Raw genomic sequence first — 13,135 nt, forward strand, 5'->3', positions numbered from 1 at the left:
CCCGGCGTACTCCAGGCGCCGGGGGCAGCCCCTGTCCGAGGGGCTCCCAGAGTTGTTACCAACGGGTAAGCTCCAGTCCATGGTCCTGCGGAAGAACATCCTGATCACCGGGGCGAGCTCCGGACTCGGCGAGGGAATGGCCAGGCAGTACGCCGCCAGAGGCCGCAACCTGGCGCTGGCCGCCCGCCGGGTCGACCGGCTCGAAGCGCTCGCCGCGGAACTCAAGAAGGCGTATCCCGGTATCACCGTCGTCACCCGGAAGCTGGACGTGAACGACCACGACCAGGTCTTCGCCGTCTTCGAGGAGTTCCGCGAGGAACTCGGCTCCCTCGACCGCGTGATCGTGAACGCGGGGCTCGGCAAGGGGCAGCGGATCGGCACCGGCCGGTTCGACGCCAACCGCCAGACGCTCCAGACGAACTTCCTCGCCGCGGCCGCCCAGATCGAGGCCGCCGTCGGCATCTTCCGCAAGCAGAAGAACGGCCACCTGGTGGTCGTTTCCTCCTTCCTCGCGCTTCGCGGCGTGCCCGGCAACGCCACCGCGTACGCCGCCTCGAAGGCGGGAATCTCGTCGTTCGCCGAAGGCACCCGGATCGAGCTGTTGAAGACGCCGATCAAGGTCACCACGCTGCATCCCGGGTTCATCGAATCGGAGATGAACGAAGACATCTCGAAGCTCCCGGGCGCCGTCAGGGCGGAGCCTGGCGCGCAGGCCCTGGTGAAGGCGATCGAATCCGAGACGGCGAAGGCGTTCGTGCCGACGTGGCCGTGGAGTGTGCTCTCGAAGCTCTTCCCGTTCGTCCCGGCGCCGTTGCTGAAGAAGTTCGGATGACGGTGGCCCCGGACAAGACCGTCGAGGTACGCGGCGAGGACTCGTTCGACCCGGCCGCGGTGCACGCCTGGCTGGCCGGGCGGGTGCCCGGGCTCGGCGACGCGCCGCCCGCGGTCCGCCAGTTCCCCGGCGGTGCCTCGAATCTCACGTACCTGCTGACTTACCCGGATCGCGAGCTGATCCTGCGGCGCCCGCCCCTCGGGCACAAGGCCGCCTCCGCGCACGACATGCGCCGCGAGTTCCGGGTCCAGCAGGGGTTGCGGCCCGTGTTCCCGTACGTGCCCGAGGTTCTCGCCTTCTGCGACGACGAAACCGTGCTCGGCGGCGACTTCTACGTGATGGAACGGCTCGAAGGCCTGATCCTGCGCGGAGATCTGCCCGCCGGTCTCGAACTGTCGCCGGACGGTGCGCGCGAGCTGTGCGGCAAGGTGGTCGACAGGCTGGTCGAGCTGCACGCCGTCGACGTCGAGGCCGCGGGGCTCGCCGACCTCGGCAAGGGCGCCGGCTACGTCGAGCGCCAGGTGCGCGGCTGGTCGGAGCGGTTCCTCAAGGCGCGCACGGAGAACGTCCCGGACTGCGCCGAGGTGATGGCGTGGCTGAAGGACAATCAGCCGTCCGAGGTCAAGATCTGCTTGATCCACAACGACTACCGGCTCGACAACCTGGTGCTCGACGACGATCTGGACATCGTCGGCGTACTCGACTGGGAGATGGCCACCCTCGGCGATCCGCTGATGGAACTGGGCAGCACCCTGGCGTACTGGGTGCAGGACGACGATGACGACGTCATGAAGCTCAGCCGCCGCCAGCCGACGCACGTGCCCGGGATGTACACGCGCGAGGAGTTCGTGCGGCGGTACGCGGAACGTTCCGGCCTCGCGATCGGCGACTGGACGTTTTACGAGGTGTACGGCCTGTTCCGGCTCGCGGTGGTGATCCAGCAGATCTACTACCGGTTCCACAGTGGACAGACGACCAATCCGGCGTTCGAGGATCTGTGGCAGTTCGTCGGCTACCTCGATGGGCGTTGCCGCCGCATCATCCGAGGAGGGCACGCGTAGATGGGTGCGATCTACCTGGTCCGGCATGGACAGGCGTCGTTCGGCGCGGAGAACTACGACCAGCTCTCGCCGCGCGGCTTCGAACAGTCCACTGTGGTCGGTGAGGAACTGCTACGGCGTGGTGTCGAATTCACCCAGGTGCGAGCGGGTTCCCTTGCCCGCCAACGGGACACGGCCGCGACGGCGTTGAAGGTGCTCGGCTCCGGGATCGCCGTCGTCGAGGACGACCGCTGGAACGAGTACGACCACGTCGACATCGCGAAGCACCACGCCGCCGGGGTCCAGCAGACCGACTCGCGGGCGTATCAGGCCGCTCTGGACGGTGCGCTGAACGCCTGGGTCTCGGCGGGAGAGTCCGGTCCGTGTGCCGAAACCTGGCCTCAGTTCCTGGACCGGGTCAAGGGCGCGCTGGCCGACGTCGTGGCGTCGCTGGGCAAAGGCGAACACGCCGTGGTCTTCAGCTCCGGCGGCGTGATCGCGACGGTCTGCGGCGCGCTCATGGGCACGCCGGAAGCGGGGCTGTTGAAGCTGAACCGGGTCACCGTGAACGCGGGCGTCACCAAACTGGTGTCCGGCCGAGGCGGCGTGACCTTGTTGTCGTTCAACGAACATCCGCATTTCGAGGCGGAAGCCGCGGAACTACTCACTTATCGCTAGGAGACACGCGATGGCGTTCGGCGAGGTCACGGTCATCCCGGTCAACGGGCACGGTCCCGAAGACGTCGTGGTCGACGACCAGGGGCGGATCTACACCGGCGTCGACGATGGGCGGATCCTGCGCGTCACACCGGACGGCAGGCGGATCGACGTCCTCGGCGACACCGGCGGCCGCCCGCTGGGGCTGGAGTTCTACGGCGACGACCTCCTGATCTGCGACGCCAAGGCCGGTCTGCTCACCATGCCACTCGCGGGCGGTCCGATCACCACCTTGGCGACTTCGGCGGTGGGACTCGACTTCGTGTTCTGCAACAACGCCGCCGTCGCCTCCGACGGCACGATCTACTTCACCGACTCGTCGCGCCGCTTCGGCATCGAGAAATGGCGCGACGACCTGATCGAGCAGACCGGCGGCGGACGGCTCCTGCGGCGCACGCCGGACGGGAAGATCGAGCAGCTCGCCGACGGTTTCCAGTTCGCCAACGGGGTCGCGCTGCCGCCCGACGAGTCCTATGTGGCCGTCGCCGAGACCGGCGCCTACCGGGTCGCGCGCGTGTGGCTCACGGGAGACAAGGCGGGCACGCGGGATTACCTCGTCGACGACCTGTGGGGGTATCCCGACAACATCTCGACCGGCAGCGACGGGCTGATCTGGATCACCGTGGCGAGCCCGAAGGTGCCCGCGCTTTCCCTGGTGCAGAAGCTCCCCGCGCCCTTGCGGGCCGGCGTCCGGGCGCTGCCGACGGCCCTGCAGCCCGCACCCGCGCGGGAATGCGGGGTGCGAGGCGTGACTCCGGACGGGAAGCAGGTCCACGAACTACGCGGGGAGATCGACGGGTTCCATGTGCTCGTCGGCGTCCGCGAGCGGGCCGGGACGCTCTACTTCGGCTCGCTGGAGGACAACGCGATCGCCGTCACCTCAGTCTAGGCAGAATTCGTTGCCCTCCGGGTCGTTCATCACGATGAAGCCGAGGCTCAGCGGCTCCTCGGGCTCGAAGCGCTGAATCCGCTTCGCCCCCAAGGCGACGAGCCGGTCGCACTCGGCTTCGAGCGCCGCCATGCGCTCGTCTCCCACGAGGCCGGGCGCCGCGCGGAGGTCGAGGTGGACGCGGTTCTTCGCGATCTTGTCCTCCGGGACCTGCTGGAAGAAGATCCTCGGGCCTTCGCCGTCCGGGTCTTCGAGGGCGGAGCGGGTGTTGCGCTGATCCTCGGGCACGCCGACCCGCTCGAGGAACTCGGCCCACGCGTCCAGCGGGTCGGTGCCTTCGGGCACCTCCACCCCGGGAGGGCCGGGGTGGACGTAACCCAGGGCGTCACGCCAGAAGATCGAGAGGGCCTTCGGGTCGAGGGCGTCGAAGCTGACCTGGAATTCGCGGCTCTTGCGGTTCATGGGACCACTCTGACACGCCTAGCGGACAGGATCGGTCCGCTATCTCTGGCACAGTGGGTGACATGGAGGACGAGCGCGGGACGACCGAGCGGGTGCTCACCCTGCTCGGCCTGCTCCAGCAGCGCGCCGTGTGGACCGGCCCGGAACTGGGCGAACGGCTCGGTGTCACGCCGCGCACGATCCGGCGCGACGTCGAACGCCTGCGCGCGCTCGGGTATCCGGTGCAGGCCAGCAACGGGGTCGGCGGCGGTTACCAGCTCGGGCCCGGCCACGACATGCCGCCGCTGCTGCTGGACGACGAGGAGGCGATCGCCACCGCGGTCTCGCTGCTCGCCGGCGCTGGCAGCGGTGAGGCCACGCTCCGGGCGCTGACGAAACTCGACCGGGTGCTGCCGACCAGGCTGCGCCACGAGGTGAGCGCGCTGTCCGGCTCGGTGGTTGCCTTCGACGGAAGCCACGCGCCGATCGATCCCGACGTACTCATGACCCTGGCGCGCGCCTGCCGCGACGAGGTCGAGGCGGGCTTCGCGTATCCGTCCTCCTCGGGTTCCACGGTGCGGCGGGTCGAGCCGTATCGGCTGGTGGCTTCGGGACGGCGCTGGTATCTGCTCGCCTACGACCTCGACCGCGACGACTGGCGCACCTTCCGGGTCGATCGGATGACCGAGGTTTCCGCGCGATCGTGGCGTTTCCGGCCGCGCCCGGCACCCGACGCGGCGGCCTACGTGCAGGAGAACATCGCCAGCCGGGTCTACCGGCACCAGGCGCGATTCCTGGTGCACGCGCCCGCTCCGGTCGTGCGTTCTCAGATCCCGGCGTCGGCGGCGGTGGTGCGGGAACGGGGACGTTCGCGGTGCGAGGTGGTGAGCGGGGCCGGTGATCTCGACTTCCTGCTGATGCACGTGGTGGTGCTGGGGCACGCGTTCGAGGTGATCGAACCGGCGGAGCTGGGGGAGCGGTGCCGGGTGCTGGCGGAACGGCTACTGGGCGCTGCTGGTGCTTCGCCTCCGCGGTCAGCCGACTAAATGCGGAACGTTGGGTGCATGACCGGCCCATTCGGGCAGGACTGTGTGGGTTTCGGGTCATCTAACGTCCCGAAATCCACACGGTCGGGCCTCGCCGGTCCGGTCACGACCGGGGGTCGCCGCACTTAGTCGACTAAATGCGGCGACCCCGGAAACCCGCATTTGGCCGACTAAGCGGGGAAGGGGAAGGAGGTCACCGACCGGTCCACTGAGGCGAACGCCCAGCGGTCCAGGCCGCATAGAACTCTCCATGGTCCTTCGCCGTCATCAGCAAAGCCTGCGTGATCGCCTCCAGCTCGATGGAACTCCCCAGGTCCATGTCCAGCTCCCGAGTCAGCAGCACCTTCGTCGTGCTGTACGCCAACGCCGGTCCGTCGGCCAAACGTCGCGCCAGAGAAGAAGCCTCGGAGGCAAGCTCATCGTCGGGAACCACCTTCGAGGCCAGCCCGATCGCCTCCGCGCGGGTCGCGTCGATCTTGTCGCCCAGCATCAGCAACTCGGTCGCCCGGCCCAGGCCAACCAGCCGCGGCAGCAGGTACGCCGAGCCCATGTCCGCGCCGGCCAGGCCGACCTTCGTGAACAGGAAGGCGAACTTCGCCGAGGACGCCAGCAGCCGGAAGTCGCTCGCCAGCGCGATCACCGAACCCGCACCCGCCGCGATGCCGTTCACCGCGGCGATCACCGGGATGGGGCATTCCCGTAGCGCCTTCACCACCGCCCCGGTCATGCGCGTGAACTCCAGCAGCTCGGCGGACTCCATTTTCTGCAACTCGCCGATGATCTCTTCGACGTCGCCGCCGGAGCAGAAGCCGCGTCCCCGGCCGGTGACGACCAGCACCCGGACGTCGCCGCGGTGCGGCAACTCGGCCAGCAGGTCGCGCAGGTCCGCGTAGACGTCGAAGGTGAGCGCGTTCAGTTTTTCGGGGCGGTTCAGGGTGACCGTGGCGACACCATCGTCCACAGTGAACTCGAAGTGCTCCCAGTCCGTCGTGATCGGCGGCGTGGCGCGGAACGGGCTCATGACTGGATCCCACCTCCATCGAGGACGAGTGTCTGTCCGTTGATCGCGGCGGCTTCGGGCGCCGCGAAAAAGGTCACCGCGTGGGCGACCTCGTCGGGTTCGAGCAGGCGGCCGAGCGGGGACGCGGCGGCGAGGGCGGCTTCCGCGCCTGCTTCGTCGCGGCCGGTCCGTTCCTGGATCCGGGCGACCGACGCGGCCGTCATGTCGGTGCGCACGAAGGCCGGGCAGACGGCGTTCGCGGTGACGCCGGTGCCCGCCAGCTCCGCGGCGGTGGCCCGCATCAGGCCGACGGCGGCGTGTTTCGACGCGGTGTACCCGGCCGTGTAGCGATAGCCGATATGCGACGCCGTCGAGGCGACGGTGACGATCCGGCCGGCGTCGCGCGACCGCATACCGGGCAGAACCGCCCGTGTGCACAGGAAAGCACCGGTCGCGTTGACCTCGAACTGGCTCCGCCACTGCTCCAGCGACGTCTTCGCCAGCGGCGCGCTCGCCGAAATACCGGCGTTGTTCACCAGCACGTCCACCGGGCCGAGACCGTCGAAGTACCGTGCGACGGCGTCTTCGTCGGTGACGTCACAGTCGGCCCGGCCGGGCGCGTGCACCTTGTCGCCGGCGGCCCGGAACCGCGCGGCGATGGCCGCGCCGATCCCACGGGTCCCGCCGGTGACGACGACGATCCTGCTCACTCTGCCTCCACCCGGCGCAGCGCGCGCCGATCGAGTTTTCCGTTGGCGGTGCGGGGGAGTTCGGTCACGAACACCACTTCGCGCGGGTACTTGTGCTTCGCCAGATGGGCACGAGCGTGGTCCTTCAGCTCTTCGGCCGTGGCGGACGCGCCCTCCGCCAGGACGACGCACGCCCGCGGGACGACCAGGCCGTCGACAGTCACGCCGAGTACCGCGCAGTCGACGACCGCGGGATGGCCGATGAGACAGTCTTCGATCTCGCTCGGCGCGACGAACACGCCTGACACCTTCAGCAGGTCGTCGGCGCGGCCGTGGTGGTGGAAGTACCCGTCGCTGTCGCGGCTGAACAGGTCGCCCGTGCGCAGGGTGTCGCCGCGGAACGTCCGCGCGGTCTTCTCCGCGTCCCCGTAGTACTCGCGCGCGATGGTCGGGCCGGTCACCTCCAAGGTGCCGATTTCCCCATCCGGTAAGGGATCGCCGCTCTCGTCCAGAACGCGAGCGGTGTAACCGGGTACCTCGCGGCCGAGGCTGCCGACCCGCTGCGCGCCGGGCACGTTGGAAAGGTAGATATGGTACGCCTCCGACGAACCGATCCCGTCGATCACCGGGACACCGAACAGGTTGTCCCACTTGCGATGCAGCTCCGAAGGCAGCGCCTCGCCCGCCGACGTCGCGAGCCGTAGCGAGCTCATGTCCACAGTGGACGCCGCCGGATGGGCGATCATCGCGCTCATCATGGTCGGCACGTTGACCAGGATCGTCGGCCGGTAGCGTTCGATCAGGGAGAACAGCAGTTCGGCGGTGCTGCGCTGCGGGAACACGATCCCTGACGCGCCGACGCCGAACGGGAACAACGCGGTCAGATCGCGCGCGTAGCCGAAGAACAGTTTCGGCACGGCCAGCACGCGGTCGTCCTCGCGGAGGCCGAGCACGCCGAGCGCGTACCGGTCGAAGCTCTCCAGCGCGCTGCGCGCCGGATGCACGCACGCTTTGGGGGAGCCGGTACTCCCGGTGGTGAACTTCCAGATCGCGACGTCGTCCAAGGTGGTCGGCGCGGCTTCCAACTCGGCCGACGCCGCCGCGGCCAGCGAGTCGAACGAGTGCTCGCCGGGCTCCAGCGCGACATCGCCGACCACCAACAGGTTCCGCGCGCCGGCTTCCCGGAGCGCGGGCAACGTCGAGCCGTCCGCGATGACGACGACGGCCCCGGTGTAGTCCAGGTAATACGCGTAATCCTTGGGCTGCAGGAAGGAGTACACCTCGGCGGTGACCGCGCCGATCTTCTGCGCGCCGTACCAGACGGCCACGAACTCCACGCCGTCGTTCAGCGCCAACAGGACCCGCTGTCCACTTCGGACACCCAGCTCCCGCAGCACGTTCCCGGCGCGGTTCACCCGGGCCGCCAGATCCGCGTAGGTGACTTCCTCGTCGCCGCACAGCAACGCCGTCCGCTCGCCGGGGAGGCGGTCGACGAAATGGGTCGCCAGATTGAAGGTCATACCAGTTCCCGGATCGCTTCGACCAGGATGTCGGTGAGCACCGAGAAGGTCTTCTCGCCTTCATCGGCGGTCGCCTGGGCTGGGGTTCCGCAGTACGCCTCGGTCATCCCGGCCGAGGCGAAGTCCGTGACGCCGGTGCGAGCCAGGTCGACGTGGACCGGCGGCAAGTCGCGCTGGACGGCGGCGTCGACGAGGTCCGGCCGGTCAGCGAGCACCAGCGACGTTTCGTACTGCCCGGCATGGCATTCGCCGGAACGGAACTCGTCGGTGAGCCGGGCGGAGTACCGGCGGCGGACCAGATCGACGAAGCCGACGCCCGCCGCCTCGGCCACGCGCCGCAGTACCGCCAGATGTGCCGGCTCGAAATGGTTGTTGACCAGCAGGATCCGGGTGAGGCCCTGTTCGGTGAGCGCGCCGCAGATCTCGGTCAGCAGCGCGTACAGGGTCTCTTCGCCGATCGAGATGCCGCCCGCGAACCCGGCGGCGAACCGCGTCACCCCGTACGGCACCTCGGGCAGGATCAGCACCCGGACACCGGGATCACCCGCCAGCCGCGCGGCGGCGCGCTCGCACATCCCGCGTGAGATCAGGGGGTCGGTGCCCAGCGGCGCGTGCGGTCCATGCGGCTCGACGGCGCCCACCGGCAGCAGCAGCACGGGAACGCGCTCGTCGGACGCGAGCGCGGCGACCTGAGGTGAGCTCAACTCCGCGAAGTACGTCACCCGATTCAAGCTACACCGCAGCGGCCTGGGGTGTATAGAGTTGCTCGTATGCCCGAATCGGCCGCGCCCCACGGCGACCCAGGTCCCCAGGAACTGGTGATGACGCTGCTCGGCACCTACGTGTCGCCGCGTGAGAGCCGCCGTATCTGGTCAGGCGGCCTGGTCGGCGTGCTCGCCGGGCTCGGCTTCTCCGACGGCGCCGCGCGGATCGCCCTGGCCAGGCTCGCCCGGCGCGATCTGCTCGCGAGACACAAGGCGGGCAGGCTCGTCCACTACTCCTTGACCCGCCGCACGATCGCGCTCCTGGAGGACGGCGACCGCCGGATCTTCTCGCTCGGCAGGCGCGAACGCGAGGTCGGGGAGTGGACCGTGCTGTGGCAGAGCATCCCCGAGAGCCGCCGCCAGGCCAGGGAACGGCTGGTGCGGCGCCTGCGCTTCCTCGGTTTCGGACCCGTGCAGGATGGCACCTGGATCGCCCCGCACGACCGTGAGGCCGAGGTGCTCGCCCTGCTGGAGGAGCTGGACGTCTCCGAGTACGCCGGGCTGATGCTCGGGAAACCGTCGGCGGGGCTCGATGTCCGGCGCTTCGCCGCGAGGGCGTGGAACCTCGACGGCCTCGCCGCGCGGTACGACGCGTTCGTCCGGGATTTCGGCGGGTATTCGGGTGACCTGCCCGACGCCGAGGCGTTCCGGGTCCGAACCTGGCTGACGCACACGTTCCGCGCCTTCCCGTCACTCGACCCGGAGCTCCCGGTCGGGCTGGTGCCCGCTCCGCCGAGCCGGGCGGCCGCGGTCGACCTGTTCCACGATCTCTATCACGCGCTGGCCCCGGCGGCGCAACGCCATTTCGACGAGGTGACAGAAAAATGAACGACACTCAGGCCGCATTGAGTTACACATCCTACCTTTCGCTGGACGAATTGCTGGACGCTCAGCATCCGCGGTCCGACGAACACGACGAATTGCTCTTCATCGTGATCCACCAAGTGTATGAACTTTGGTTCAAACAAGTTCTCCACGAGGCGCTTTACCTGCAGGAGCAACTCGAAGCGGGTAACACCGCTCACGCCGTCCGCACACTGAGGCGAATCCTGACTATCTTCAAGGTGGTGGTCGCGCAGATCGATGTGCTCGAGACGATGACTCCGAGCCAGTTCACCAGTTTCCGTGCGCGACTCGACGCTTCGAGCGGGTTCCAGTCGGCTCAGTTCCGCGTTCTGGAGGCCGTCCTCGGCCGCCGGGACGAGCGGGTGTTCGCGCACTATCCCGAAGGCGGTGACCAGCGTGCCCAGATCGCGGACGCGATGTCACGGCCGTCGCTCTTCGACTCCTTCGTCACCTACCTCGCGGTGAAGGGGTACGACGTCCCGACCGGGCGCGATGTCACCAAGCCACTCGAACCCTCTCCGGCGCTCCAAGAAGTTCTGTTGCGGGTCTACCGCGACGACACCGGGCCGTCCGTCGTGACGGAGCACCTGGTCGATCTGGACGAAGGGATGCAGGAGTGGCGGTATCGGCACGTGAAGATGGTCGAGCGGACCATTGGAGACAAGACCGGGACGGGGGGTTCGTCGGGAGCGCACTATCTGCGTACGACGCTTTTCTCCCCGATGTTCCCGGATCTCTGGGCTGTGCGGAGCAGGCTTTGACGACCCTCGACGAACTCCGCCGCGATCCCAACGCGCTCGCGGCGCACTACACGGAATTCGGTGTGGCGGACCGGTTGCTGTTCACCGGGCACTCGCACCAGGCCTGGCCGGACGTCGCGCGCGAAGGCCTTCTCGAAGCCTTCGCCGACGCTGCCGAAGAGGTCGACACGAAGTGGGCGCGGGCCTTCGCCAAGGCGGACGAGATGCGGGCCGGGTTCCGGGTGCTGCTCGGTGACCCGCACGGCGACATCGCGCTCGGCGCCAGCACACACGATCTGGTGGTCCGGTTCCTCTCGGCGATGGACCTGCCGCGCCGTCCGCGGCTGGTCACCACCGACGGCGAGTTCCACACGCTCCGCCGTCAGCTGGGCAGGCTGGCCGAGGAAGGGGTCGAGGTGGTCCGCGTCCCGGCGGCGCCGGTCGCCACGCTGGCCGAACGCGTCGCGGCCGAGGTCACCGAGGACACCGCCGCCGTGCTCGTTTCGGCGGTGCTGTTCGAGACCTCCCGACTCGTGCCGGGTCTCGCGCATCTCGCCGACGTCTGCCTTTCGAAGTCGGTGAACCTCGTCGTCGACGCCTACCACGCGCTCGGCGTCGTCCCGTTCTCGCTGCACGACCTCGGGCTCACCAACGCTTGGGTCCTCGGCGGCGGCTACAAGTACCTCCAGCTCGGCGAGGGCAACTGCTTCCTGCGGATGCCCGCGCACGCGCAGGAACTGCGGCCGGTCGTCACCGGCTGGTACGCCGAATTCGGCGCGCTCGCGGACGAGCGCCGTCCCGGCCAGACCGCCTACGCCTCCGGATCGGACCGGTTCGCCGGAGCGACCTACGACCCGACGAGCCACTACCGGGGCGCCCGCGTCTTCCGGTTCTTCGCCGAACACGGGCTCACGCCCGAGTTCCTGCGGGAGGTGTCGCGGCATCAGGTGGGCTGCCTCGCCGACGGCTTCGACAAGCTCGGGCTGCCCGAGCGCGTCATCACCCGTGACCGCGAGACGCCGCTGGACCGCATCGGCGGATTCCTTTCGCTGAAGTGCGCCGACGCCGGAGCGCTGCAGGCCGCCCTCGGCGAACGCGGCGTCCGGACCGACAGCCGCGGCGCGTACCTGAGGTTCGGGCCGGCACCGTATCTGTCCGACCGGCAGCTCGACTCCGCGCTCCACGTCCTGAAAGAGGTCGTCGACGGCTGAGACGGCTCGACCCCGGCTTGGCGAACGGACCGGGGCGATCTAGGTTTGCGATGTGGCACCGTCGCCGCCGGACGACCTTCGTCGGGGACCGTGCCTTGTTGCAGGAACTTCGCACGTGAGCCACAAGCAGCGTGCACTCCAGGACAAGGAGTCACCACAGTGACCGAAGTGTTCGGCCAGGGAACGGGCCATGAACAGGTCGTCTTCTGCCAGGACCAGGCCACCGGCCTGAAGGCCATCATCGGGATCTACTCGACGGCGCTCGGGCCGTCGCTGGGCGGGACCCGGTTCTACCCCTACGAATCCGAAGACGCGGCCCTCGCCGACGTCCTCGCGCTGTCGAAGGGGATGGCCTACAAGAACGCGCTCGCCGGGCTCGACCTCGGCGGCGGCAAAGCCGTCATCATCGGCGACCCCCAGAAGCACAAGACCGAAGCGCTGCTTCGCGCCTTCGGCCGGTTCGTCCAGTCGCTGGGCGGCCGCTACATCACCGCCTGCGACGTGGGCACCTACGTGCAGGACATGGACATCGTCGCCCGCGAATCGGAGTTCGTCACGGGCCGCTCGCCGGAGAACGGCGGCGCCGGCGACTCCTCGGTGCTCACCGCTTTCGGTACCTACCAGGGAATGCGTGCCTCCGCGGACGCCGTCTGGGGTGTCCCGGACCTCGCGGGCCGCAAGGTCGGCGTCGCCGGGGTCGGCAAGGTCGGGCACATCCTCGTCGGGCACCTGATCGAGGCGGGCGCGCAGGTGGTCATCACCGACGTCTCGCCCGCGGCGATCGAACGCACCCGCGCGGCGTACCCCGGCGTCGAGGTCGTCGCCGACATCGACACGCTGATCCGCACCGAGCTCGACGTCTTCGCGCCGTGCGCGCTGGGCGGGGTGCTCACCGACGAGACCGTCGGCGTGCTCCGGTCCAAGATCGTCTGCGGCGCGGCCAACAACCAGCTCGCGCATCCGGGCGTCGGCAAGCTGCTCGACGACCGCGACATCCTCTTCGCGCCGGACTACCTGGTCAACGCCGGTGGCGTCATCCAGGTCGACGACGAGCGGCACGGCTTCGACTTCGCGCGCGCCAAGCGCAAGACGACGGCCATCTTCGACACCACCAAGGCGGTGTTCGCGCTGGCCAAGGCCGACGGGGTACCGCCGGCGACGGCGGCCGACCGGCTGGCCGAGCGCCGGATGGCCGAGGTCGGCGGACTGCGGTCGATCCTGACGGTGTAGCTCTCAAGCGCGATGAAGGGGCCTTTCATCGCAAAATTTGCTATGAAAGGCCCCTTCATCGCATGTGGGGAGAAGCGGTGCCGCCGCCCTGTGGATCGGCGCCGGCCCTGGCGGGCGCGGTGGTTGTCGATGACCAGGTTGCGCAGCGCGGTGAACAGCCAGGGGCGCAC

14 protein-coding genes are annotated in these 13,135 nt (G+C 69.0%); 9 read left to right on the plus strand and 5 right to left on the minus strand.

Features of this window, described 5'->3' with window-relative positions; genetic code table 11:
- Nucleotides 1–79: 79 nt before the first annotated feature.
- The 4 genes from ACFVM3_RS27375 to ACFVM3_RS27390 are packed head-to-tail and all read left to right on the plus strand — an operon-like array spanning nucleotide 80 to nucleotide 3,478.
- Entirely contained in the window at nucleotides 80–832 is a 753-nt protein-coding gene (locus ACFVM3_RS27375; protein ID WP_378442847.1) for an SDR family oxidoreductase, read from the plus strand.
- Nucleotides 829–1,893 carry a phosphotransferase family protein gene (locus tag ACFVM3_RS27380; RefSeq protein ID WP_378442848.1) on the plus strand — a complete coding sequence of 355 codons (1,065 nt, stop codon included), beginning with the start codon at nucleotides 829–831 and terminating at the stop codon, nucleotides 1,891–1,893. Before ACFVM3_RS27375 ends, ACFVM3_RS27380 begins: the two co-directional genes overlap by 4 nt.
- Nucleotides 1,894–2,550 carry a histidine phosphatase family protein gene (locus ACFVM3_RS27385; protein ID WP_378442849.1) on the plus strand — a complete coding sequence of 219 codons (657 nt, stop codon included), beginning with the start codon at nucleotides 1,894–1,896 and terminating at the stop codon, nucleotides 2,548–2,550. It begins immediately after the preceding gene.
- A gap of 10 nt (nucleotides 2,551–2,560) precedes the next feature.
- Entirely contained in the window at nucleotides 2,561–3,478 is a 918-nt protein-coding gene (locus tag ACFVM3_RS27390) for an SMP-30/gluconolactonase/LRE family protein (protein ID WP_378442850.1), read from the plus strand.
- Here ACFVM3_RS27390 and ACFVM3_RS27395 read toward each other — a convergent pair.
- Nucleotides 3,470–3,940, minus strand: coding sequence for a VOC family protein (locus tag ACFVM3_RS27395; protein ID WP_034312815.1), 471 nt, complete (start codon nucleotides 3,938–3,940; stop codon nucleotides 3,470–3,472). The genes ACFVM3_RS27390 and ACFVM3_RS27395 overlap by 9 nt on opposite strands.
- Nucleotides 3,941–4,002: 62 nt before the next feature.
- On the opposite strand from ACFVM3_RS27395, the gene ACFVM3_RS27400 reads away from it, so the two are divergent.
- Complete coding sequence (locus ACFVM3_RS27400; protein ID WP_378442851.1) at nucleotides 4,003–4,965, plus strand: helix-turn-helix transcriptional regulator; 963 nt, start codon at nucleotides 4,003–4,005, stop codon at nucleotides 4,963–4,965.
- Nucleotides 4,966–5,158: 193 nt separating this feature from the next.
- On the opposite strand, the gene ACFVM3_RS27405 is transcribed toward ACFVM3_RS27400, so the two are convergent.
- Genes ACFVM3_RS27405 through ACFVM3_RS27420 form a run of 4 tightly spaced genes read right to left on the minus strand, consistent with a single transcriptional unit; the run spans nucleotide 5,159 to nucleotide 8,896 of the window.
- Nucleotides 5,159–5,986 (minus strand): enoyl-CoA hydratase family protein, encoded by an 828-nt coding sequence (locus ACFVM3_RS27405; protein WP_378442852.1) that lies wholly within the window; start codon nucleotides 5,984–5,986, stop codon nucleotides 5,159–5,161.
- Complete coding sequence (locus tag ACFVM3_RS27410; protein ID WP_378442853.1) at nucleotides 5,983–6,675, minus strand: SDR family NAD(P)-dependent oxidoreductase; 693 nt, start codon at nucleotides 6,673–6,675, stop codon at nucleotides 5,983–5,985. The genes ACFVM3_RS27405 and ACFVM3_RS27410 overlap by 4 nt, the downstream gene beginning before the upstream one ends.
- Complete coding sequence (locus tag ACFVM3_RS27415) at nucleotides 6,672–8,174, minus strand: benzoate-CoA ligase family protein (RefSeq protein ID WP_378442854.1); 1,503 nt, start codon at nucleotides 8,172–8,174, stop codon at nucleotides 6,672–6,674. The genes ACFVM3_RS27410 and ACFVM3_RS27415 overlap by 4 nt, the downstream gene beginning before the upstream one ends.
- Complete coding sequence (locus ACFVM3_RS27420; RefSeq protein ID WP_378442855.1) at nucleotides 8,171–8,896, minus strand: creatininase family protein; 726 nt, start codon at nucleotides 8,894–8,896, stop codon at nucleotides 8,171–8,173. The genes ACFVM3_RS27415 and ACFVM3_RS27420 overlap by 4 nt, the downstream gene beginning before the upstream one ends.
- Nucleotides 8,897–8,944: 48 nt before the next feature.
- Between ACFVM3_RS27420 and ACFVM3_RS27425 the strand changes: the two genes are divergently transcribed.
- The 4 genes from ACFVM3_RS27425 (at nucleotide 8,945) to ACFVM3_RS27440 (ending at nucleotide 12,965) form a co-directional block, all read left to right on the plus strand.
- Nucleotides 8,945–9,766 carry a PaaX family transcriptional regulator C-terminal domain-containing protein gene (locus ACFVM3_RS27425; protein ID WP_378442856.1) on the plus strand — a complete coding sequence of 274 codons (822 nt, stop codon included), beginning with the start codon at nucleotides 8,945–8,947 and terminating at the stop codon, nucleotides 9,764–9,766.
- Entirely contained in the window at nucleotides 9,763–10,545 is a 783-nt protein-coding gene (locus tag ACFVM3_RS27430; protein ID WP_378442857.1) for a tryptophan 2,3-dioxygenase, read from the plus strand. Before ACFVM3_RS27425 ends, ACFVM3_RS27430 begins: the two co-directional genes overlap by 4 nt.
- Nucleotides 10,542–11,735 carry a kynureninase gene (locus ACFVM3_RS27435; protein ID WP_378442858.1) on the plus strand — a complete coding sequence of 398 codons (1,194 nt, stop codon included), beginning with the start codon at nucleotides 10,542–10,544 and terminating at the stop codon, nucleotides 11,733–11,735. The genes ACFVM3_RS27430 and ACFVM3_RS27435 overlap by 4 nt, the downstream gene beginning before the upstream one ends.
- A 159-nt stretch (nucleotides 11,736–11,894) precedes the next feature.
- Complete coding sequence (locus ACFVM3_RS27440) at nucleotides 11,895–12,965, plus strand: Glu/Leu/Phe/Val dehydrogenase (RefSeq protein ID WP_378442859.1); 1,071 nt, start codon at nucleotides 11,895–11,897, stop codon at nucleotides 12,963–12,965.
- Nucleotides 12,966–13,135: the final 170 nt, after the last annotated feature.

It is taken from the genome of Amycolatopsis sp. NPDC057786, from assembly GCF_042797905.1.
Taxonomy (GTDB): domain Bacteria; phylum Actinomycetota; class Actinomycetes; order Mycobacteriales; family Pseudonocardiaceae; genus Amycolatopsis.

What these genes read in the sequence shown, in the direction of transcription:
- ACFVM3_RS27400 (WP_378442851.1), top strand. Translation starts at nt 4,003, where the DNA reads ATGGAGGACGAGCGCGGGACGACCGAGCGGGTGCTCACCCTGCTCGGC.
- ACFVM3_RS27405 (WP_378442852.1), bottom strand. Translation starts at nt 5,986, where the DNA reads ATGAGCCCGTTCCGCGCCACGCCGCCGATCACGACGGACTGGGAGCAC.
- ACFVM3_RS27430 (WP_378442857.1), top strand. Translation starts at nt 9,763, where the DNA reads ATGAACGACACTCAGGCCGCATTGAGTTACACATCCTACCTTTCGCTG.
- ACFVM3_RS27425 (WP_378442856.1), top strand. Translation starts at nt 8,945, where the DNA reads ATGCCCGAATCGGCCGCGCCCCACGGCGACCCAGGTCCCCAGGAACTG.
- ACFVM3_RS27390 (WP_378442850.1), top strand. Translation starts at nt 2,561, where the DNA reads ATGGCGTTCGGCGAGGTCACGGTCATCCCGGTCAACGGGCACGGTCCC.
- ACFVM3_RS27395 (WP_034312815.1), bottom strand. Translation starts at nt 3,940, where the DNA reads ATGAACCGCAAGAGCCGCGAATTCCAGGTCAGCTTCGACGCCCTCGAC.
- ACFVM3_RS27380 (WP_378442848.1), top strand. Translation starts at nt 829, where the DNA reads ATGACGGTGGCCCCGGACAAGACCGTCGAGGTACGCGGCGAGGACTCG.
- ACFVM3_RS27415 (WP_378442854.1), bottom strand. Translation starts at nt 8,174, where the DNA reads ATGACCTTCAATCTGGCGACCCATTTCGTCGACCGCCTCCCCGGCGAG.
- ACFVM3_RS27385 (WP_378442849.1), top strand. Translation starts at nt 1,894, where the DNA reads ATGGGTGCGATCTACCTGGTCCGGCATGGACAGGCGTCGTTCGGCGCG.
- ACFVM3_RS27375 (WP_378442847.1), top strand. Translation starts at nt 80, where the DNA reads ATGGTCCTGCGGAAGAACATCCTGATCACCGGGGCGAGCTCCGGACTC.